Origin of the sequence: Oceanisphaera sp. IT1-181 (assembly GCF_033807535.1) — a bacterium.
Classification (GTDB): domain Bacteria; phylum Pseudomonadota; class Gammaproteobacteria; order Enterobacterales; family Aeromonadaceae; genus Oceanimonas.
In genome coordinates, this window is the sequence record NZ_CP136856.1 from 3000238 (window position 1) to 3018164 (window position 17927).

General features: G+C 53.1%; 15 protein-coding genes and 1 other RNA gene. All 16 read right to left on the minus strand.

The genetic code is table 11. The features are described 5' to 3' along the window. Positions 1-140: 140 nt before the first annotated feature. Positions 141-1283 carry a cell division protein FtsZ gene (ftsZ, locus tag R0134_RS13280; RefSeq protein ID WP_319782427.1) on the minus strand — a complete coding sequence of 381 codons (1143 nt, stop codon included), beginning with the start codon at positions 1281-1283 and terminating at the stop codon, positions 141-143. Positions 1284-1339: 56 nt separating this feature from the next. After that, on the minus strand, positions 1340-2596 hold the full coding sequence (gene ftsA, locus R0134_RS13285) for a cell division protein FtsA (protein ID WP_319782428.1): 1257 nt from the start codon (positions 2594-2596) through the stop codon (positions 1340-1342). Beyond that, a complete protein-coding gene (locus R0134_RS13290; protein WP_319782430.1) occupies positions 2556-3323 on the minus strand; it encodes a cell division protein FtsQ/DivIB in 768 nt (255 codons plus the stop codon). The genes ftsA and R0134_RS13290 overlap by 41 nt, the downstream gene beginning before the upstream one ends. Position 3324: 1 nt before the next feature. Beyond that, positions 3325-4242 carry a D-alanine--D-alanine ligase gene (locus R0134_RS13295; RefSeq protein WP_319782432.1) on the minus strand — a complete coding sequence of 306 codons (918 nt, stop codon included), beginning with the start codon at positions 4240-4242 and terminating at the stop codon, positions 3325-3327. Further along, positions 4239-5699, minus strand: coding sequence for a UDP-N-acetylmuramate--L-alanine ligase (gene murC / locus R0134_RS13300; protein ID WP_319782433.1), 1461 nt, complete (start codon positions 5697-5699; stop codon positions 4239-4241). The genes R0134_RS13295 and murC overlap by 4 nt, the downstream gene beginning before the upstream one ends. Positions 5700-5712: 13 nt before the next feature. Further along, positions 5713-6825 carry an undecaprenyldiphospho-muramoylpentapeptide beta-N-acetylglucosaminyltransferase gene (gene murG / locus R0134_RS13305; RefSeq protein WP_319782435.1) on the minus strand — a complete coding sequence of 371 codons (1113 nt, stop codon included), beginning with the start codon at positions 6823-6825 and terminating at the stop codon, positions 5713-5715. Further along, positions 6825-7997: a cell division protein FtsW gene (gene ftsW / locus R0134_RS13310; protein WP_319782436.1), complete on the minus strand. Its 1173-nt coding sequence runs from the start codon at positions 7995-7997 to the stop codon at positions 6825-6827. The genes murG and ftsW overlap by 1 nt, the downstream gene beginning before the upstream one ends. Continuing rightward, positions 7994-9370, minus strand: a complete 1377-nt coding sequence (murD, locus tag R0134_RS13315) for a UDP-N-acetylmuramoyl-L-alanine--D-glutamate ligase (protein ID WP_319782437.1) — start codon at positions 9368-9370, stop codon at positions 7994-7996. Before murD ends, ftsW begins: the two co-directional genes overlap by 4 nt. 3 nt (positions 9371-9373) lie before the next feature. Then, a complete protein-coding gene (gene mraY, locus R0134_RS13320; protein ID WP_319782438.1) occupies positions 9374-10456 on the minus strand; it encodes a phospho-N-acetylmuramoyl-pentapeptide-transferase in 1083 nt (360 codons plus the stop codon). After that, complete coding sequence (locus R0134_RS13325; RefSeq protein WP_319782439.1) at positions 10450-11796, minus strand: UDP-N-acetylmuramoyl-tripeptide--D-alanyl-D-alanine ligase; 1347 nt, start codon at positions 11794-11796, stop codon at positions 10450-10452. The genes mraY and R0134_RS13325 overlap by 7 nt, the downstream gene beginning before the upstream one ends. Beyond that, positions 11793-13265 carry a UDP-N-acetylmuramoyl-L-alanyl-D-glutamate--2,6-diaminopimelate ligase gene (gene murE, locus R0134_RS13330; RefSeq protein WP_319782440.1) on the minus strand — a complete coding sequence of 491 codons (1473 nt, stop codon included), beginning with the start codon at positions 13263-13265 and terminating at the stop codon, positions 11793-11795. Before murE ends, R0134_RS13325 begins: the two co-directional genes overlap by 4 nt. Next, positions 13249-14994 carry a penicillin-binding transpeptidase domain-containing protein gene (locus tag R0134_RS13335; RefSeq protein WP_319782441.1) on the minus strand — a complete coding sequence of 582 codons (1746 nt, stop codon included), beginning with the start codon at positions 14992-14994 and terminating at the stop codon, positions 13249-13251. Before R0134_RS13335 ends, murE begins: the two co-directional genes overlap by 17 nt. Further along, on the minus strand, positions 14991-15305 hold the full coding sequence (ftsL, locus tag R0134_RS13340; RefSeq protein ID WP_319782442.1) for a cell division protein FtsL: 315 nt from the start codon (positions 15303-15305) through the stop codon (positions 14991-14993). Before ftsL ends, R0134_RS13335 begins: the two co-directional genes overlap by 4 nt. After that, positions 15302-16270, minus strand: a complete 969-nt coding sequence (rsmH, locus tag R0134_RS13345) for a 16S rRNA (cytosine(1402)-N(4))-methyltransferase RsmH (protein WP_319782443.1) — start codon at positions 16268-16270, stop codon at positions 15302-15304. The genes ftsL and rsmH overlap by 4 nt, the downstream gene beginning before the upstream one ends. Position 16271: 1 nt before the next feature. Next, positions 16272-16730: a division/cell wall cluster transcriptional repressor MraZ gene (mraZ, locus tag R0134_RS13350; protein ID WP_319782444.1), complete on the minus strand. Its 459-nt coding sequence runs from the start codon at positions 16728-16730 to the stop codon at positions 16272-16274. Between the two features lie 247 nt (positions 16731-16977). Beyond that, positions 16978-17362: RNase P RNA component class A (gene rnpB, locus R0134_RS13355), an RNA gene on the minus strand. Positions 17363-17927 lie beyond the last annotated feature (565 nt).

Consider the following 17927-nt stretch of genomic DNA (forward strand, 5'->3'; position numbering starts at 1 on the left):
CTGCCTACGAGTCTGCATTGAAGGCCAGATCCGAACCGAATTCAAGTGGTCCAATATGTTAGCATAATTATCAGCCGCCGCAAATTACACCATTTTTTGTTGGCTAAAAGTTTGTCGGCTAATAGCTAGCTGGCCAATTGTTAGTCGGCTTGCTTGCGCAAGAAAGCCGGAATATCTAAATAGTCCATATCTGACTTAGCTTGAGTGGCGTCGGCGTTGACTACCATCTTGCCCGGCTGCTCTTCACGGGTTGCTTCTACATGACGCATGCCGTTGTCATCACGATTGCTGGTACCCGACTTCACCAAGGTGATGTCGGGTTTGCGCTCTGCACCAATACCGGTGGCCACCACAGTCACGCGCATTTCATCGGTGATTTCTGGGTCTAATACGGTACCCACTACTACCGTGGCATTCTCTGAAGCAAACGCCTTCACCGCATTACCGACCGTTTCAAACTCTTCGATGGTCATATCGAGGCCAGCGGTAATATTCACCAAAATACCGCGCGCACCGGCCAAGTCCACATCTTCCAAAAGCGGGCTAGAAATGGCTTTTTCAGCGGCTTCTTCGGCGCGGTCTTCACCGGTAGCGGTGCCGGTACCCATCATGGCGGTACCCATTTCACGCATTACGGTGCGTACGTCGGCGAAGTCGACGTTCATCAAGCCTGGGCGAGTAATCAGTTCGGCGATACCTTGTACGGCACCCAGCAACACATCGTTGGCGGCTTTAAAGGCGTCCAACAAAGAAATACCACGGCCCAAGACTTTCAATAACTTATCGTTAGGAATAGTGATCAAGGAGTCGACGTGCTTTACCAGCTCATTGATGCCTTGCTGGGCGTAGTTCATGCGCTTTTTGCCTTCGAAGGCAAACGGCTTAGTGACTACAGCCACAGTCAAGATGCCCAATTCTTTGGCGATTTCGGCCACGACCGGTGCGGCACCAGTACCAGTACCACCACCCATGCCGGCGGCGATAAACACCATGTCGGCACCTTGCAGTAACTCACGAATGGCGTCTTTATCTTCCAGTGCCGCGTCGCGGCCCACTTCAGGATTGGCGCCAGCGCCTAAGCCTTTGGTGATCTCGCCGCCAATTTGCAGCGTGCTATCAGCACTGGAATTACGCAGCGCTTGAGCATCGGTATTGATGGCTAAAAACTCTACGCCTTGTAGCTTTTCACGCACCATGTGCTCAACGGCATTACCACCGCCACCGCCCACGCCGACCACTTTAATTACTGCTTCCTGCTCGTGATCATTCATCAGTTCAAACATAAGAGTCTCTCCGCTAGTACTTGGGTCTCTGGCCACTTAGGGGGAAGACCACAAGCTTAAAATTCGCCACGCAACCAGTTACCCACTCGTTTGAAAAACGAACCGAAACTGGATTTGCCATTATAATCCTGTTGAGGCATTGACTGGTGCTCCTTGCCGTAATGCAGCAAGCCCACTGCAGTGGAGTACACGGGTGTCTCAACGTAATCTGATAATCCTTTCACGCCACCTGGCTGGCCTATGCGCACCTGGCACTGAAATATTTGCTCAGCACACTCAACAAGGCCTTCTATCTGTGCCGCGCCACCAGTTAACACCAGACCTGCCGCCAATTGATGCTTAACGCCGGCTTTTTTCAGCTCACCTTGGATTTTACTTAACTCTTGGTTAATCATACCCAACAATTCGCTATAGCGCGGCTCTATCACTTCCGCCAACGTCTGGCGTTGTAAGCTGCGCGCCGGTCTGCCACCTACGCTGGGCACCTCTATGGTGTCCTCTTTGCTGACTAAGCGACTAAAGGCGCTACCGTGGCGCACCTTGATGGCTTCTGCATCCAAGGGCGGTGTGCCAAAGGCATAAGCGATATCGCTGGTGACGGTACTGCCCGCATAAGGGATCACCTTAGTGTGGCGCAACGCGCCACCGGTAAATACCGCCATGTCCATGGTGCCGCCGCCCATATCGACTACGCACACCCCCAACTCTTTTTCATCGTCGGTTAAGACCGCATAGCTGGAGGCTAAGGCGCTAAAAATCAGTTGGTCGACACGTAAGCCTAGCCGTTCCACGCACTTTTCAATATTGCGTGCCATATCATTGTGGCAGGTAATTAAGTGTACCTTGGCATGCATGCGTACCCCCGACAGCCCAATCGGGTTTTTAATGCCCTCTTGAAAGTCGATAGAATATTCTTGCGGCAACACATGCAGCACTCTGTGCTCATCTGATAAGCGTACCGATTTGGCGGTATGGATAACGTTATCTACGTCTTCCTGCGTCACCTCTTCATCAGAGATGGGCACCATGCCGGTTTCATTACGACACTCGATATGCTTACCCGATAGGCCAAGGTAGACGGAGGTGATTTGGCAATCTGCCATCATCTCTGCTTCATCTACCGCTCGCTTCAGTGATTTAACAACTGACTCGAGATCATTAACGCCGCCTTTATCCATTCCTTTTGAAGAATGGCTACCAAGGCCGATGACGTTTAAATCGCCATCCGGTAGTACTTCTCCTACCAGAGCTGTGACTTTAGCCGTGCCGATATCAAGCCCGACGATCAGGTTTCTTTCCGCGCTTTTGGTCATTATCCGTCTCTTCGTCCTGCTTCCATCCCACTGCCAGCCCAGTATCGTAGCGCAAATCGAGATAAGCTACTCGCTCACGCTGGTCGATATCTGGATAGACATCCACGAATCGTTGTAACCGGGCCGCAATATCTTCGCGACCCAGCAATAAAGTTATGTCGCCATTTAGCGTTACTTCCCAAGAGCGACGTGGCGTTAAATGTATTTGCGCTATGTCATAACCCTTGGGCTGTAAGAATTTTTTAAGCTGTTTGTATTCGGCCAATACCCGAGCCGACTCTTCATCCGGCCCCGATAACGACACTAAGTCCAGTTGCTCGGCCGTCGCTTGAAATACCTCGCCGTGCACATTAAGCATGGCGTTATAATTCCAGCGGGCCACCGGTTGCTGCTCGACTATATAGACTCGCACCGTATCCGGCCATTGTTTACGCACCGATGCTTGATAGACCCAAGGCAGCGCCTGCAGCTGTTGCTGTACTTGATCCACCTCGAGAGCAAAGAAATTACCTACTTCTGGAAGCTCAAGTACCGAATCGCGGACCGCTTCGCGGCTTAAATGATGATGCTCACCTTGGATCATCAAATTATTCACCGGCACTTGGTTGGCCGCCGTCATCCAGACTACGATCAGCCACAAGCCCCACAGCAGTGCCGCCAGCACGCCTAAGAAAAAAGTCAGACCACCAAGAAACGCCAGTCTGGTGCGGGTTGCGGCAGACGTCATATCAGTATGCCTGCTCCAATACGGCAACCACTAATTGCTCAAATGACAAACCGGCCACCTTAGCCGCCTTGGGCACTAAGCTGGTTTCGGTCATGCCCGGCACCGTATTGACCTCTAGCAACCACCATTGACCGGTTTTATCACGCATTAAGTCGACGCGGCCCCAACCGCTGGCGGCCACGGCTTTAAAGGCCGCCACACTTAAGTCGCCCAACGCCTGCTCATCTGCATCACTTAAGCCGCAGGGGCACAGGTATTCGGTGTCACCGGATTGATACTTGGCCGAGTAGTCATAAAAGTCGTGAGTGGTGCGCAGGCGAATGGCCGGAAGTGCGGTTTCACCTAAAATACTGACCGTATATTCGTCGCCATCAATAAAGCGCTCCAGCAACACTTCTGCGTCAAATTTGAACGCTTCTTCGATGGCCGCGATTAACGTAGGCCCATCTGTGGCCTTAGTCATGCCGATACTGGAGCCTTCATTGGCCGGTTTAACGAAGATGGGACCAGCAAATTTCGCCAATAATGCGCTCGCGTCTTCGGCCTTAAACTGACCTTTGTGCACCACACTAAATTCTGCCGTGGGTAAACCCAGCGTCTTCCACACTTGCTTGGTACGAATTTTATCCATGGCCAAGGCCGCGCCCAGTACCCGAGAGCCAGTGTAAGGCAGGCCTAAGTACTCCAACGCGCCCTGCAGCGCACCGTCTTCGCCACCCCGACCGTGCACCACGATAAAGGCACGATCAAAGCCGTCCGCGGTGAGTTGCGCCAAAGGGTAGCCTTGAGTGTCGATGCCGTGGGCATCCACGCCGGCGCGCTGTAAGCCAGCCAGCACGGCCGCACCGGAGCGCAACGACACTTCTCGCTCCGCCGCATGGCCGCCAAACAATACCGCTACTTTACCGAATGATGTCATGCCTGCTCTCCTTGCTGCATTGCAGCTATCGATAATTGTAATTGCCCTAAGGTTCGCGCCAAACCGCCGACGTTACCGGCCCCTTGAGTGAGCACTAAATCACCGTCTTGCAGCAATTCGGCCAGTACTTGGGGCACCTCTGCGGGGCTGGCCACATAGATTGGCTCCATCTTGCCACGACTGCGAATTGAGCGGCATAAAGCTCGGCTATCGGCACCGGGAATGGGTGTTTCGCCGGCACTGTACACCTCAAGCAGGATCAGTACATCGGTTTTCGATAATACATCAACAAAATCTTCATAAAGATCCCGAGTACGACTGTATCTGTGCGGCTGGTAAATGGTGACCAAACGGCGCTCCGGCCAACCGGCACGCACCGCATTTTGCGTGGCGCGCACCTCACTGGGGTGATGACCATAGTCATCGACCAGCTTGGCTTGGCCCCTGCCCGTGTCAAACTCACCGTATTGCTGAAACCGCCGCCCCACGCCTTCAAACTTAATTAACGCCGCCAAGATAGCCTCATCCGCCACCCCATCTTCACAGGCGACGGCAATGGCCGCGGTGGCGTTTTGGGCATTATGGCGGCCGGGTAAATTCAGTTGTACGTCCAAGCATGAGCCATCAGGGCGACACACACTAAAGCGACAGTTATCCCGCTGCTGGCTAAAGTCGGTAATGCGATAATCCGCATCATCCACGAAGCCATAGGTCACGCACTGGCGACTGATGCGAGGCATCAGCTCGCGTACCACTTCATCATCCACACAGAGCACGGCGAGCCCGTAGAACGGCAAGTTATGTAAAAAGTCGACGAAAGTGTCTTCCAACTTACTGAAGTCGCCGCCGTAGGTGTCCATGTGATCCGCTTCGATATTAGTAACAATCGACACCATAGGCTGCAGATGCAAGAAAGAGGCGTCGCTCTCATCTGCTTCAGCAATCAAATAACGGCTGCTGCCTAAACGCGCATTACAACCGGCGCTGTTCAAGAGGCCGCCAATCACGAAGGTAGGATCGCGCCCCGCTTCGCCGTAAATACTGGCAATTAAGCTGGTGGTGGTGGTTTTGCCGTGAGTACCGGCTACCGCCACGCCATGGCGAAAACGCATCAACTCCGCCAACATTTCTGCACGGCGCACCACCGGAATACGCAGCTCTCTCGCTGCCATCAATTCCGGATTGTTTTCTTGAATGGCGGTAGAAATCACCACCACGCTGGCGTCCGCCACTTGCTCAGGCCCGTGGCCCAAATAAATTTTCGCGCCCATGGCCATCAAACGATCCGTCACCGGGTTATAGGCAATATCGGAGCCAGAAATAGCATAACCTTCGTTGGCCAGCACTTCGGCAATACCGCCCATACCGGCGCCACCTATGCCGATAAAGTGAATGCGACGCACGCGACGCATCTCGGGGACTGTGCTTCTGAGTTTTGCCAATTCAACTTTGGTCATGCCATTCTCTCATTTATTTTGCTACGGCGCGTAAGCTCTCGATTACTCGCTCAGCAGCGTCCGTGATAGCTTGAGTACGCGCAAGCTGTGCCATGGCCAGCAACTGCGCTCTATTATTCGTTAATTGCTGCAGCTGGTCGGCCAAAGAGCGGGCTGTTAATTCAGACTGAGGCAGTAAAAGTGCCGCACCTTGCTCGGAAAGCACACGGGCATTTTTAGTTTGATGGTCGTCCACCGCGTGCGGCAGCGGTACAAAAATGGCGCCCACACCGGCGGCAGCAATTTCCGACACGGTAAGCGCGCCGGCACGGCACACTACCAAGTCTGCTTGACCATAGGCCGCGGCCATATCGTCAATAAAATCACTCACCTCGACTTCTATGCCCAAATCTTGGTAAGTCGCCCGCACCGCCTCACTGTTACCTTTGCCGGTTTGGTGGCGCACCGCAATATTTCCGGCTAAGGCTATCGCCTGCGGCACTAGCTCGTTTAAAATTTTGGCGCCTAAACTCCCGCCCACCACTAACAAACGCAACGGCTGCGGGTCCAGCGAAATACGCGCCTCAGGGGCCGGTAACGCTAAAACTTCCGCGCGCACCGGATTGCCCACCAGCTGGGTGTTTTTAAGGCCCGCAAAGGGGCCCGCAAAGGCGATTAATACCCGTTTCGCGAGGCGTGCCAATAACTTATTGGTCATGCCAGCGGCGGCATTTTGCTCGTGCAGCACTAATGGAATGCCTGCCAGCCAAGCCGCCACGCCGCCGGGCCCCGACGCAAAACCGCCCATGCCCAGCACCACATCTGGCTTAATCTTTTTTAAGATGGCGCGCGCCTGCCAAGTGGCACGCAAAATATGCAAAGGCGCCAGCAACTTACGCTTTAGACCATTACCCCGTACTCCGGCAATGGCGATAGTGTGCAAGGGATAGCCGTGCTTCGGCACCAACTGTGCCTCCATGCGCTCGGCGGTCCCCAACCAATGAATATTCCAGCCTTGAGCGCGTAATAGCTCAGCTACCGCCAGCCCCGGGAACACATGGCCGCCGGTGCCACCGGCCATCACCAATAAGGTTTTGGCCGGCAAGGTATTGGCCACTGGGCGGGCTTGAGCTTGCTCAATAGACATTACAGGGCCTCCCTTTGCCTGGCTTGCATATGATCACGGCGCCATTCGAAGTCAATGCGCAGTAAAATCGCCACCGCCGTGCTTATCACCAGCAAGCTGGAGCCGCCGTAACTGACCAAAGGCAGCGTGAGGCCTTTGGTAGGCAACATGCCAGACGCCGCACCCACGTTAACCACGGTTTGAAAGCTAAACCAAATGCCGATGCCCATGGCCAGATAACCTTCGTATTGACGGCCACCCAACAACACTTTTTGCCCGATATGCAGCGCCTTAAAGGCCAGCCAAGCTTGCAGCAACAACACCAAAATCACGCCGGTGAAGCCCAGCTCTTCACCCAAAATCGCAAACACGAAGTCGGTGTGCGCTTCCGGTAAGTACTCCAGCTTTTGAATGGAGTTGCCTAAGCCTTCACCAAACCAGCCACCGCGACCAAAGGCCATCAAGGACTGGGTCAGCTGATAGCCGCTGCCGAACGGATCTTCCCAAGGATTCAAAAACGAGGTCACGCGACGCATGCGATACGGGGCATTCAAAATCAAAAACACCAACAAGCCCACCCCTAACCCCACTAGGCTAAGGAACTGACTCAAGCGGGCACCGGCCAAAAATAGCATGCCTAGGGTAGTCACAAACAGCACCACCACCGAGCCTAAATCTGGCTGCATGAGCAGTAATACCGATATCACGCCCATCACCGCCAGCGGCTTGATAAAGCCTAGCCACTTACCGCGCACTTCATCTTGACGGCGCACTAAATAACCGGCCAAAAAGGTAAAGAGCGCCAGCTTGGCAATTTCTGCAGGCTGTACGTTTAACAGGCCTAAGGGCAACCAGCGCTGACTGCCGTTAATCTCACGGCCGACGATCAATACCAGCACCAGCAACAAAATAGAAAAAAGCAAAAAGGCGGTATTAAATTGCTGCCAGCGCTCCATGGGCACTTGCAACATAAACACACTTAAAAATAAGCAGATCACCAAGAAAATGCCGTGGCGCTTCACGAAGTGAAAGGGGTCATTGCCCACATTGATGCCCTCGGCGATAGACGCCGACGACACTATCACCAAGCCGATAGCCATGAGGCTCAGGGCTAAAATCACCAATTGGCGATCGTAAATTAACCCTTGGGAGGGGCGTAACAACCAATTGCTGCCGAATGTTGGCCACTTCATAGGGCTTCCACCAACAGCGCTTCCACCAAGCTAATAAAGTGCTCACCGCGCAGTTGATAGTTGCCATACATATCGAGGCTGGCACAAGCCGGCGCAAACAAAACCGTATCGCCCGCTGTGGCCTGAGCCGCGCACCAAGCCACCGCTTCATCTAAGGTTTGCACTTCATGGGTGTTAGCAGCCAAGGCTAATAATTGCGCGCGGTCTTGACCAAAACACACCATGGCCGCCAGCTTATCGTTAAGCAGCCCCACTAAGGGCGAGAAGTCTTGACCCTTGCCCTGCCCACCGGCGATCAACCACAAGCGACCGGCCTTTGGCTCACTCGCCAGACTGTCATTCGCAAGTCCATCAATGGCCGCCAAGGTAGCACCCACATTGGTGGCTTTGCTGTCATTGACCCACAGCACGCCATTTTTCTCAGCGACAAATTGGCATCTGTGCTTTAAGCCCGTAAAACGGCGTAACACGGCAACTTGTGCCGTCTCGCTAATACCCGCTTGATCCGCCAAGGCCATGGCCGCCAACGCATTAAGCTGATTGTGCGTGCCCAATATTTTTAAGTCCGCTACCGGCAGTACAGGTTGGCCTGCACGGCTTAGCCATAACTGGCCATCATGCGCGACTCGGCCATAGGCTTGAGCATCTAGGCCAAAGCTGGTGATGGCGTAGGCGCTGGGGGATAACCATGTAGGCACTTGGGTTTGGTCGTCTTCACGGTTATACACGGCCTGCTCAGCACTTTGATAAATGCCAAGCTTGGTATCACGATAATGAGCCAGCGAGTCATAACGATCTAAATGATCTTCGCTGATATTCAGCACGGTGGCGGCACGAGCAGCTAGGCTCGGCGTGGTTTCTAGCTGAAAGCTCGACAGCTCTAACACCACTAATTCAAGCTCTGTAGTTAAGAGCTCCAGCGCCGGTATGCCGATATTCCCGCCCACGCCTACCTTAATGCCTGCCTCGGCCGCCATCTCACCCACTAAGGTAGTGACAGTACTCTTACCATTTGAGCCGGTAATGGCAATGATAGGAACCTGCTTATCGTCTCTTGAGCAAGCACGCACCAATAATTCAACATCACCGATAATTTCGACACCCGCCGCCAGCGCTTGTTGTAACTCAGGCGTGGCCAAGGGCACGCCTGGGCTGGCAATAATCAGCTCAGCGGCTAACAAAGGTGCCAGCGGCATGCCACCCTGTCCTAACTCGCCAAAGTAGCGTTCAATCGAGTCAGGTAATTGCTCGGCGCCCGGTGGGCGGCTACGGGTATCCATCACCACAGGCGTGATACCGCGCTGTAGGCAATACTGCAGCACAGACAATCCAGTCTGCCCTAAGCCAAGGATCAGGATACGCTCGGGTAGCATGCTTTATCTTACCTTCAAAGTGGCGAGGCCAATTAGCACCAGCATCAGCGTAATAATCCAGAAACGGACGATCACTCTGGGCTCAGGCCAGCCTTTTAATTCGTAATGGTGATGAATGGGCGCCATGCGAAAAATGCGCTGGCCCCGCAATTTATAAGAGCCGACCTGTAAAATTACCGACAAGGTTTCAATGACGAAAATCCCGCCCATGATCACTAATAAAAACTCTTGGCGCACCAGTACCGCAATGATGCCTAAGGTCGCACCCAGTGCCAGTGAGCCCACATCGCCCATAAATACTTGTGCCGGATAAGTGTTAAACCACAAAAACCCTAAGCCCGCACCTATGATGGCGGTGCAAAACACCATCAGCTCACCCGCATGAGCCACATACGGAATATGCAGATAAGCGGCAAAGTTCACGTTACCGGTCGCCCAGGCCACCAAGGCAAAGCCCGCGGACACCATCACCACCGGCATAATAGCCAAACCATCCAAGCCATCGGTCAGGTTCACCGCATTGCTGGAGCCGACAATCACGAAATAGCTCAAGATAATAAAAAATAGCCCCAGTTGTGGCATCACGTCTTTAAAAAACGGCATCACTAACTGAGTTTGTGCAGGATCTTGGGCCACTGCATAAGCGGCCATCGCTGCGGCTAAGGCAGCGGCGGACTGCCAAAAGTACTTCCAGCGCGCCACGAGTCCGTCGGTATTCTTGCGTACCACTTTGCGATAGTCATCGACGAAGCCAATGGCGCCAAACGCACCCAGCACGAACAGTACTATCCACACGTAGGGATTATCTAAGCGCGCCCATAACAACACGGTGACGAAGATGGAGATCAAGATCATCAAGCCGCCCATGGTGGGCGTGCCGGCTTTGCTGAAATGGGACTCGGGGCCGTCGTTGCGCACCACTTGGCCAATTTGCAGGTTTTGTAAGCGCCGTATTAAGTGCGGTCCCATCCATAAGCAAATCACCAGACCGGTTAAAATCGAGATCACCGCCCTAAAAGTCAGATATGAAAATACGTTAAAAAAGCTGAAATGAGGGGTCAGCCACTCCGCTAGCCAAACTAGCATGGGCTTTGCTCCTGAATGGCGCGCACTATCTCTTCCATGCGCGCACTGCGTGCACCTTTAATCAAAACCACGACCTTATGATGTTGCGCCAATGCCTCAAACAAGACAGGCGTTAATTGTTGTTTATCAGCAAAGTGTCGCCCTTGCGCCGCTTGTGCCGTGAACTGGCTGTCTTGACCGACCGTTAATACACAATCGACACCAAGCTTTTTCGCATGCTCACCCACTTGAATGTGCATCTGCTTGCTATAACTACCCAGCTCTGCCATATCGCCAAATACGAACACCCGAAAGCCCGGTAAGCTGGCGAGAGTATCAAGACCGGCCAATACCGATGCCACACTGGCGTTATATGTATCATCTAACACCGTCAAACCCGGTCGTGTCCATACTTCTAAGCGCCCTGCAGACGACGTAAACTGACTTAAGCCCTCGGCAATATCGCTCAAACTGGCGCCCAACGTCTCGGTGCCAGCGGCGGCCGCCAGCGCATTGGCCACATTATGTTTGCCGGGCACGGTTAACTTTATGGCCACCTCACCTTGGGGTGTTAATAAGCGAAACTGAGCACAGCCGGCTTTATCCAATTGAATATCGCGCGCCTGATAATCTTTATGGTCGCCAAAATAAACCAGCTCGTGCTGCTCTTTCCACAGCTTGCAGAACGGGCTGTCGCCGTTAGCTATTGCCACGCCACCTTCTACCAGACCGGAATAGATTTCGCCCTTGGCTTGCGCCACGCCTTCCAGCGAGCCAAAGCCTTCAAGATGTGAAGCTTCGACGTTATTGATAATCGCCACATGGGGTTGCGTTAAGGAGCTGGTCCAGGCGATTTCGCCCACATGATTGGCACCCAGCTCCACCACTGCATAGTCGGTGTCTGTTGTGAGCTCACATAAAGTCAGCGGTACGCCAATTTCATTATTCAAATTGCCTTTGGTGGCCAGCACAGTGCCTTTTTGACGCAAGATGGACGCCGCCATTTCCTTAACTGTGGTTTTGCCACAGCTGCCGGTAATGGCCAATACTTGTGCCGAGCTTTGCTCCCGCACCAAGCCACCTAACACACCTAGTGCTAAGCGGGTGTCGGCGACTTTTATTTGTGCCACGTCTGCGGCTAATTCCAGCCAGCGCTCCACCAATAGCGCGCTCGCACCTTGAGTAATGGCGGCTTCGGCAAAGTCATGGCCATCAAAGCGCTCGCCCGACAGCGCCACAAATAAACTGCCCTTAGGCAAGGATTGGCGGCTGTCGGTCGTGACCTGAGTGATCTGACCATCAGCACCGCGCAGCTCACCGCCCGAGGCTTCGGCTAATTGGCTTAAAAGAAGCATTATCATGCACCTAACTCCAGCAAGGCGGCCACGGTTTCACGGTCGCTATAATGCATTTTTTCGCTACCCACTATCTGATAGTCCTCATGGCCTTTACCGGCCACTAAAATAATATCGTCCACGCCAGCCTGTGCAATCGCATAGGCAATGGCCTCGGCACGGTTGTGCACCACAATGACGGCGTTGGCATCCGTTAGGCCTTCGCGCATATCGTCAATAATGGCGCTGGCGGATTCGGTGCGCGGATTATCGTCGGTTAATACCAACACATCCGCACCTTGTTCTGCAGCAGCGGCCATCAGGGGCCGTTTGCCTTTATCTCGGTCACCGCCACAGCCTACCAAACACCATAAACGCCCTTTACAATGTTGGCGCAGCGCTTCTAATACTTGCTCTAAAGCATCCGGCGTGTGGGCATAATCCACCACTACTAACGGTCGATTGGCCGCCGTAAAGGGCTCCATGCGCCCATCAACACCGGATAATTGTGGTGCCGTGGCCAGTAAGCGCTCAAAGGGTTCACCCAAGGCTAACAAAGCGCCCATGGCCGCCAATAAGTTAGCCACATTGAAACGCCCCATCAGGGGGGCGGATAATACACCATTCCCCCAGTCGGAGTTAATGGCCACTTTCATGCCATCGGGATAAAAATGCACGGTTTCGGCCACTAACTGCTTACCGGCAAAATCGCTAAGCCGTCCATGCATGCTATAAGCAATGGCCTTAGGATACTGACTCAGCCAACGGCGACCAATAGGATCGTCGGCGTTAATGACGCGGGCTTGGTTACACATCTCAAATAGCTGGCGCTTAGCTTCGCCATATTCCGCCATGGTGGCGTGATAATCCAAATGATCACGACTGAGATTGGTAAATACCGCCACTTTAAAGTGCAACGCCGCCACTCTATATTGATGCAAACCGTGGGAAGAAACTTCCATGGCAAGACGCTTAGCGCCCGCCGTTTGCAGTGCAGCCAACTCTTGCTGCACTTGCAGCGGGGAGCCGGTGGTATTAATGGCTGGCTGTAATTGGCCATAAAGACCATTACCGAGCGTGCCCATTACACCCGCTTGGGTGCCGAGCAAGCCGCTCCAGTTGGCAATCAATTGCGTGACCGTACTCTTGCCATTGGTGCCGGTGACGCCCACCAGCGGCAGACTGGCCGACGCATCACCGTAAAAAATGCCGGCCAACAAGGATAAATATTTAGGCAGCTGATAGACGTTGAGCAAGCGGTGATCTTGATGATCCAAACCCGCTTGTTCCGGCGTATCCACTTCGACTAGCACAGCCGCCGCACCTTGCTCTAATGCGCCACCAATAAATTGACGACCATCTTGGCTGTGGCCATTAACGGCAATAAACAGGCAACCGGGCGTCACGGCCCGGCTATCTAAGGTTAAATATTTTATACTAATCGCCGGTGCCGACAGCCCCAAAGGCACCGCTAAGTCTCTAAGTGTGAGGGACACGTTTTGCCTCCTGACCTGCTAGATTAAATTGCTCTTGTTTCGCTGCATCTGGGCGAATATTCATTAACTGCAGCGCACCACTCATTACTTCGGCAAACACAGGTGCTGACACTTGGCCACCATAATATTGGTCGCCTTGGGGCTCGTTCATCACTACCACCATGGCTAAACGGGGGTCGCTAATGGGGGCCACACCGGCAAATATGCCCACATAATCGTTACCATAACCGCCGGCAATGGCTTTACGTGAAGTACCGGTTTTACCGCCGACTCGATAGCCAGGAATAGCCGCATTGCCTGCAGTGCCTCCTGGGCCCACTACGGCTTCCAGCATCTTCAACACCGCGTCCGCATGCTGCTTCGGCACCACTTGTTCGCCGACAGGCGGCTGATCCCGCTTCAAGATACTTAAGGGATAGCGCACTCCGCCGTTGGCAATCACCGCATAGGCTTGGGCCAATTGCAGCGGCGTGGTCGTCAGGCCATACCCAAAAGATAAGGTCGCCTTTTCAATGTCAGACCAACGGCGCCGCTGCGGCACTAATCCTGGACTTTCGCCCACCAAGCCGGTACCTGAGTCTATGCCAAGGCCAAAGCGATATAATGTATCGATCAGCTGCTCTGGGGTTTCTTGCAAGGCCATGCGCACCATGCCCATGTTAGAGGAGCGCATTAAAATCGTTTCTACACTAATGGGGCCAAGATTTCGGGTATCCGACACTCGCTTACCGCCCAAACGCAGCCAACCGGGGCTGGTATCGACAATAGAATCCGCCTGCACCACGCCATTTTCTAGCGCACTGACCACAATTAGCGGCTTTAAGGTAGAGCCCGGCTCATAGGCATCGGTGGCGGCGCGGTTTCGCGCCCGAAAGCTTTGATATTGACCACGGTTATTAGGGTTGAAAGAGGGAGTATTGACCATGGCCAACACTTCTCCGCTTTTTACGTCGATCAACACTAAAGATGCAGACGTAGCACGATGGTATTCACTGGCGCGCTTCAGTGAGCGATAGGCCAGCGCTTGAATGCGCTGATCGATACTTAAGTGAATATTATTGGCTTGGCGTGCTTCTGACACCACCCCTAAGTCTTCAATAATCCGCCCCATGCGGTCTTTACGCACTCGGCGCTCACCCGCTTGGGCGGTCAACCAATCGTTATAGCTGCGCTCTATGCCCTCAGTACCGTTACCGTCGATATTAGTCATGCCCACCATGTGGGTATTGATTTCACCAGTCGGATAAAAACGGCGCTCTTCGGGACGTAAATGCACACCAGGCAGGCGTAATTTACGAATATATTCGGCCACCGCAGGGGTAACTTGGCGCTGCAAATAAACGAACCGGCGCTTGGGATTTTCTACTTGCTTGATGAGCTTATCGCGCGGTACTCCCAGCACGTCGGCCAGCGCTTGCCAGGCTTGTTCTTTTTCTAGGCTTAATTCTGCGTGCACTTGCTTAGGATCGGCCCACACCGCCTGCACTGGTACCGACACCGCCAGCTCTTCGCCGTTTCTGTCCATCACCATACCACGGGTGGTGCTGGTCACGGCTGTGCGTAAAGAGCGCATATCGCCCTCCATGCGCAACCGATCCGGTGACACCACTTGGATCCAGGCGACACGAGCAAATAAAGAACCAAATGCCAGTAAGATCACGCCACACACTGTGATAAAGCGCCATCCAACCAGCATGGGTTCTTTTTTAGTTTGCTTACGCCGTCTCATCGTTGCATCACCAATTTTTCCTCGGCCGGAGCGGCTCTTTTCATGCCAAGTTTATCTCGGGCCAGCAGCTCAATTCGGCTGTGCTCCATTAGGGTGTTTTGTTCCAGCAGAAGGTGACGCCACTCGATATCTAATCTATCTTGCTCGGCCATTAATTCGTTATATTCGCTGGTCAGTTGCCGCGTGCCTTGGGTCACCACTATCACTAATAGGGCAGAGCCAATAGCAAAAGCGGCCAACAACAATAGCCACTTATAGCGCAGTAAATCTTGGCCAATTTCTTTGGCTAGATTGATCCGCCCATCTCTCACTGGTCGCTATCCAAACGCCGGGCCACGCGCAGCACTGAGCTGCGCGAGCGGGGATTCGCTTCGACTTCGGCCGCGCTCGGCTTTTGCGCCTTGCCGGTACTTTTCAATAAGCGTCCGCCGGACAGCTGCGCTTCCGTTAGCGGTAGACCTGGTGGTACCTCTGGCCCTAACTCGTGCTTGCGAATAAAGCGCTTCACGATCCGGTCTTCTAACGAATGGAAGCTGATCACCGACAAACGACCATCAGTGGCCAGCACCTCTAATGCGCCGTCCAGTGCTTGTTCTATTTCGTCCAGCTCGCCGTTGATGTGGATACGGATCGCCTGAAAGCTGCGGGTTGCCGCATGCTTATGTTTATCTTTGCTAGGGCTAACACGCGCAATCATCTGCGCCAAGGCGCGGGTACGGGTGTAGGGCTCGGTGGCGCGATCAAAGACGATGGCGCGGGCAATTTTGCGGGCAAACTTTTCTTCGCCGTAGTTTTTTAGCACCCAAGTGATGTCATCCTCACTCGCCTTCTCCAACCACTCGGCAGCACTTTGGCCTGTGGTGGTGTCCATGCGCATATCGAGCGGGCCGTCTTTTTGAAAGCTAAAGCCGCGCTCCGCTTCATCGAGCTGAGGCGAAGACACGCCTAAGTCCAGCAGCACGCCGTCTATTTGCCGTGTTAAGCCCAACTCTGCCATCATGTTCGCGAGCTGAGAAAAGGGGCCGTGTAAAATCTGAAAGCGCGGGTCGGTAATGGTGGCGGCCTCAAGAATGGCTTGTGGATCGCGATCTATGGCATATAAGCGACCTTGTGGGCCAAGCTTGGAGAGAATATGGCGAGAATGGCCACCGCGACCAAAAGTACCGTCCACATAAATACCGTCGGGTTTAATGTTTAAGCCATCTACTGCCTCGTGCAGCAATACCGTTATGTGTGCCTTTGGCTGGTCCAAATGTTCGCTTATCTGTTGGCTCATGTTATAACCCAAAATCCCGCAGTCGTGCCGATGAGGCCCAGTCTTCATTAGGAAGTGCCTGCAAATCATCGTTAATTTGTTGTTGCCAGCGCGCCTCATCCCAAATTTCAAATTTATTGAGTTGGCCCACTAACATAATTTTTTTCTCAAGACCGGCGTGCAGGCGTAAGGTGTTGGGCAATAACACTCGCCCTTGACCGTCCAGCTCACACTCGGCCGCATGCCCCAATAATACCCGCTGTAAACGACGCTCTTGGGGGTCCATGCGCGAAAGTAGACGGAGCTTTTTTTCGATCAGCTCCCATTCAGGCAGCAGATATAACAGCAGACAAGGCTCAAAAACATCCACCGTACACACCAAGATACCGTCCGCGTCATCACGACACTTATCTCGAAATCGAGTCGGTATTGCCAAGCGGCCTTTGGTATCTAGGCTAATGGCGTGTGTCCCACGCAGCATTATGAGTCCTTAACGACTAAAATGTTCCACAAAAAACCACTTTTTCCCACTTCGCTTGATTGTAAGTAGCCAACGGCTGCTTTTCAAGCAACATGTAGTAACCAGTAAGCAGCACAGAACCGTCTTTCATAACGGAACAGACTCTTGCGGTGCCACTTAACACCTCAATTGAGTACTTATGCATATCACTGTAAGAAGCGAATGGAGCCAGCAACGAAAAAACGCAGCCGAAGCTGCGTTTTTAAATGGTGGGAGTTGGCCTGTAAGCCGGGTTTTGTATCGAGCAAGCTCGATTAGTAATCATTCCTCTAGGCCAGCAATCGCTCACTGGCTCAAGCAACCTACCCGCCTCCAGCGCGGGCCGCGCCCATGGAGGCCTATTTGGTCTTGCTCCGGGTGGAGTTTACCGTGCCACGAACTGTTGCCAGTCGCGCGGTGCGCTCTTACCGCACCCTTTCACCCTTACCTGTGCTCTTGCGAGCCATCGGCGGTTTACTCTCTGTTGCACTGGTCGTGAGCTCACGCTCCCCAGGCGTTACCTGGCACCCTGCCCTATGGAGCCCGGACTTTCCTCCCCTCCGCCCGTATGCCCGAGGGCACAACGACGAAGCAGCGATTACCCGGCCAACTCCGCCGCGGATTGTACACCAGCCCCGTCTTTATACCAATGTTGAATGCTGAATTTTTAATGTTAAATGGAATAAAAAACACTAAGCCCAAAGAGACCAAGACCTTTTAAGGGACAAAGACCTTATTTGCCATAGAATCCACGGAAGAACACGGACCAACTAAGCTGAGATAAAAACAAAAAGTGACCTGATTACCCATAAAGCCCAGCCACATCTCAATAATTCTTCATGAGCAAATTCAATGACTTACAGAGTGGCACATGTCTATTCTCTTGTAGGAGCCAATTTATTCGGCTCGGTTTTATGTTTTGGTTTAAATCTAAACCTCAGTAACAGCCAGCAAAGCTGGCCAGCCGAATGAATTGGCTGCTACAAAACCCAGACCATTTGACCTGGGAGCCAGACCGGCAGCTACAAAAGAACAAACCAAAACAGGGCGCATAATAGCTGAGGTTCATAAGTAATCAGGAAAAGTGATGATTCAATAAGGCGGTAACAATCCAGGGTGAGAGCGTGAACATATTGTTCTTAGCATACTAAGTTAGTCGTGTATAAAAAATAATCAATT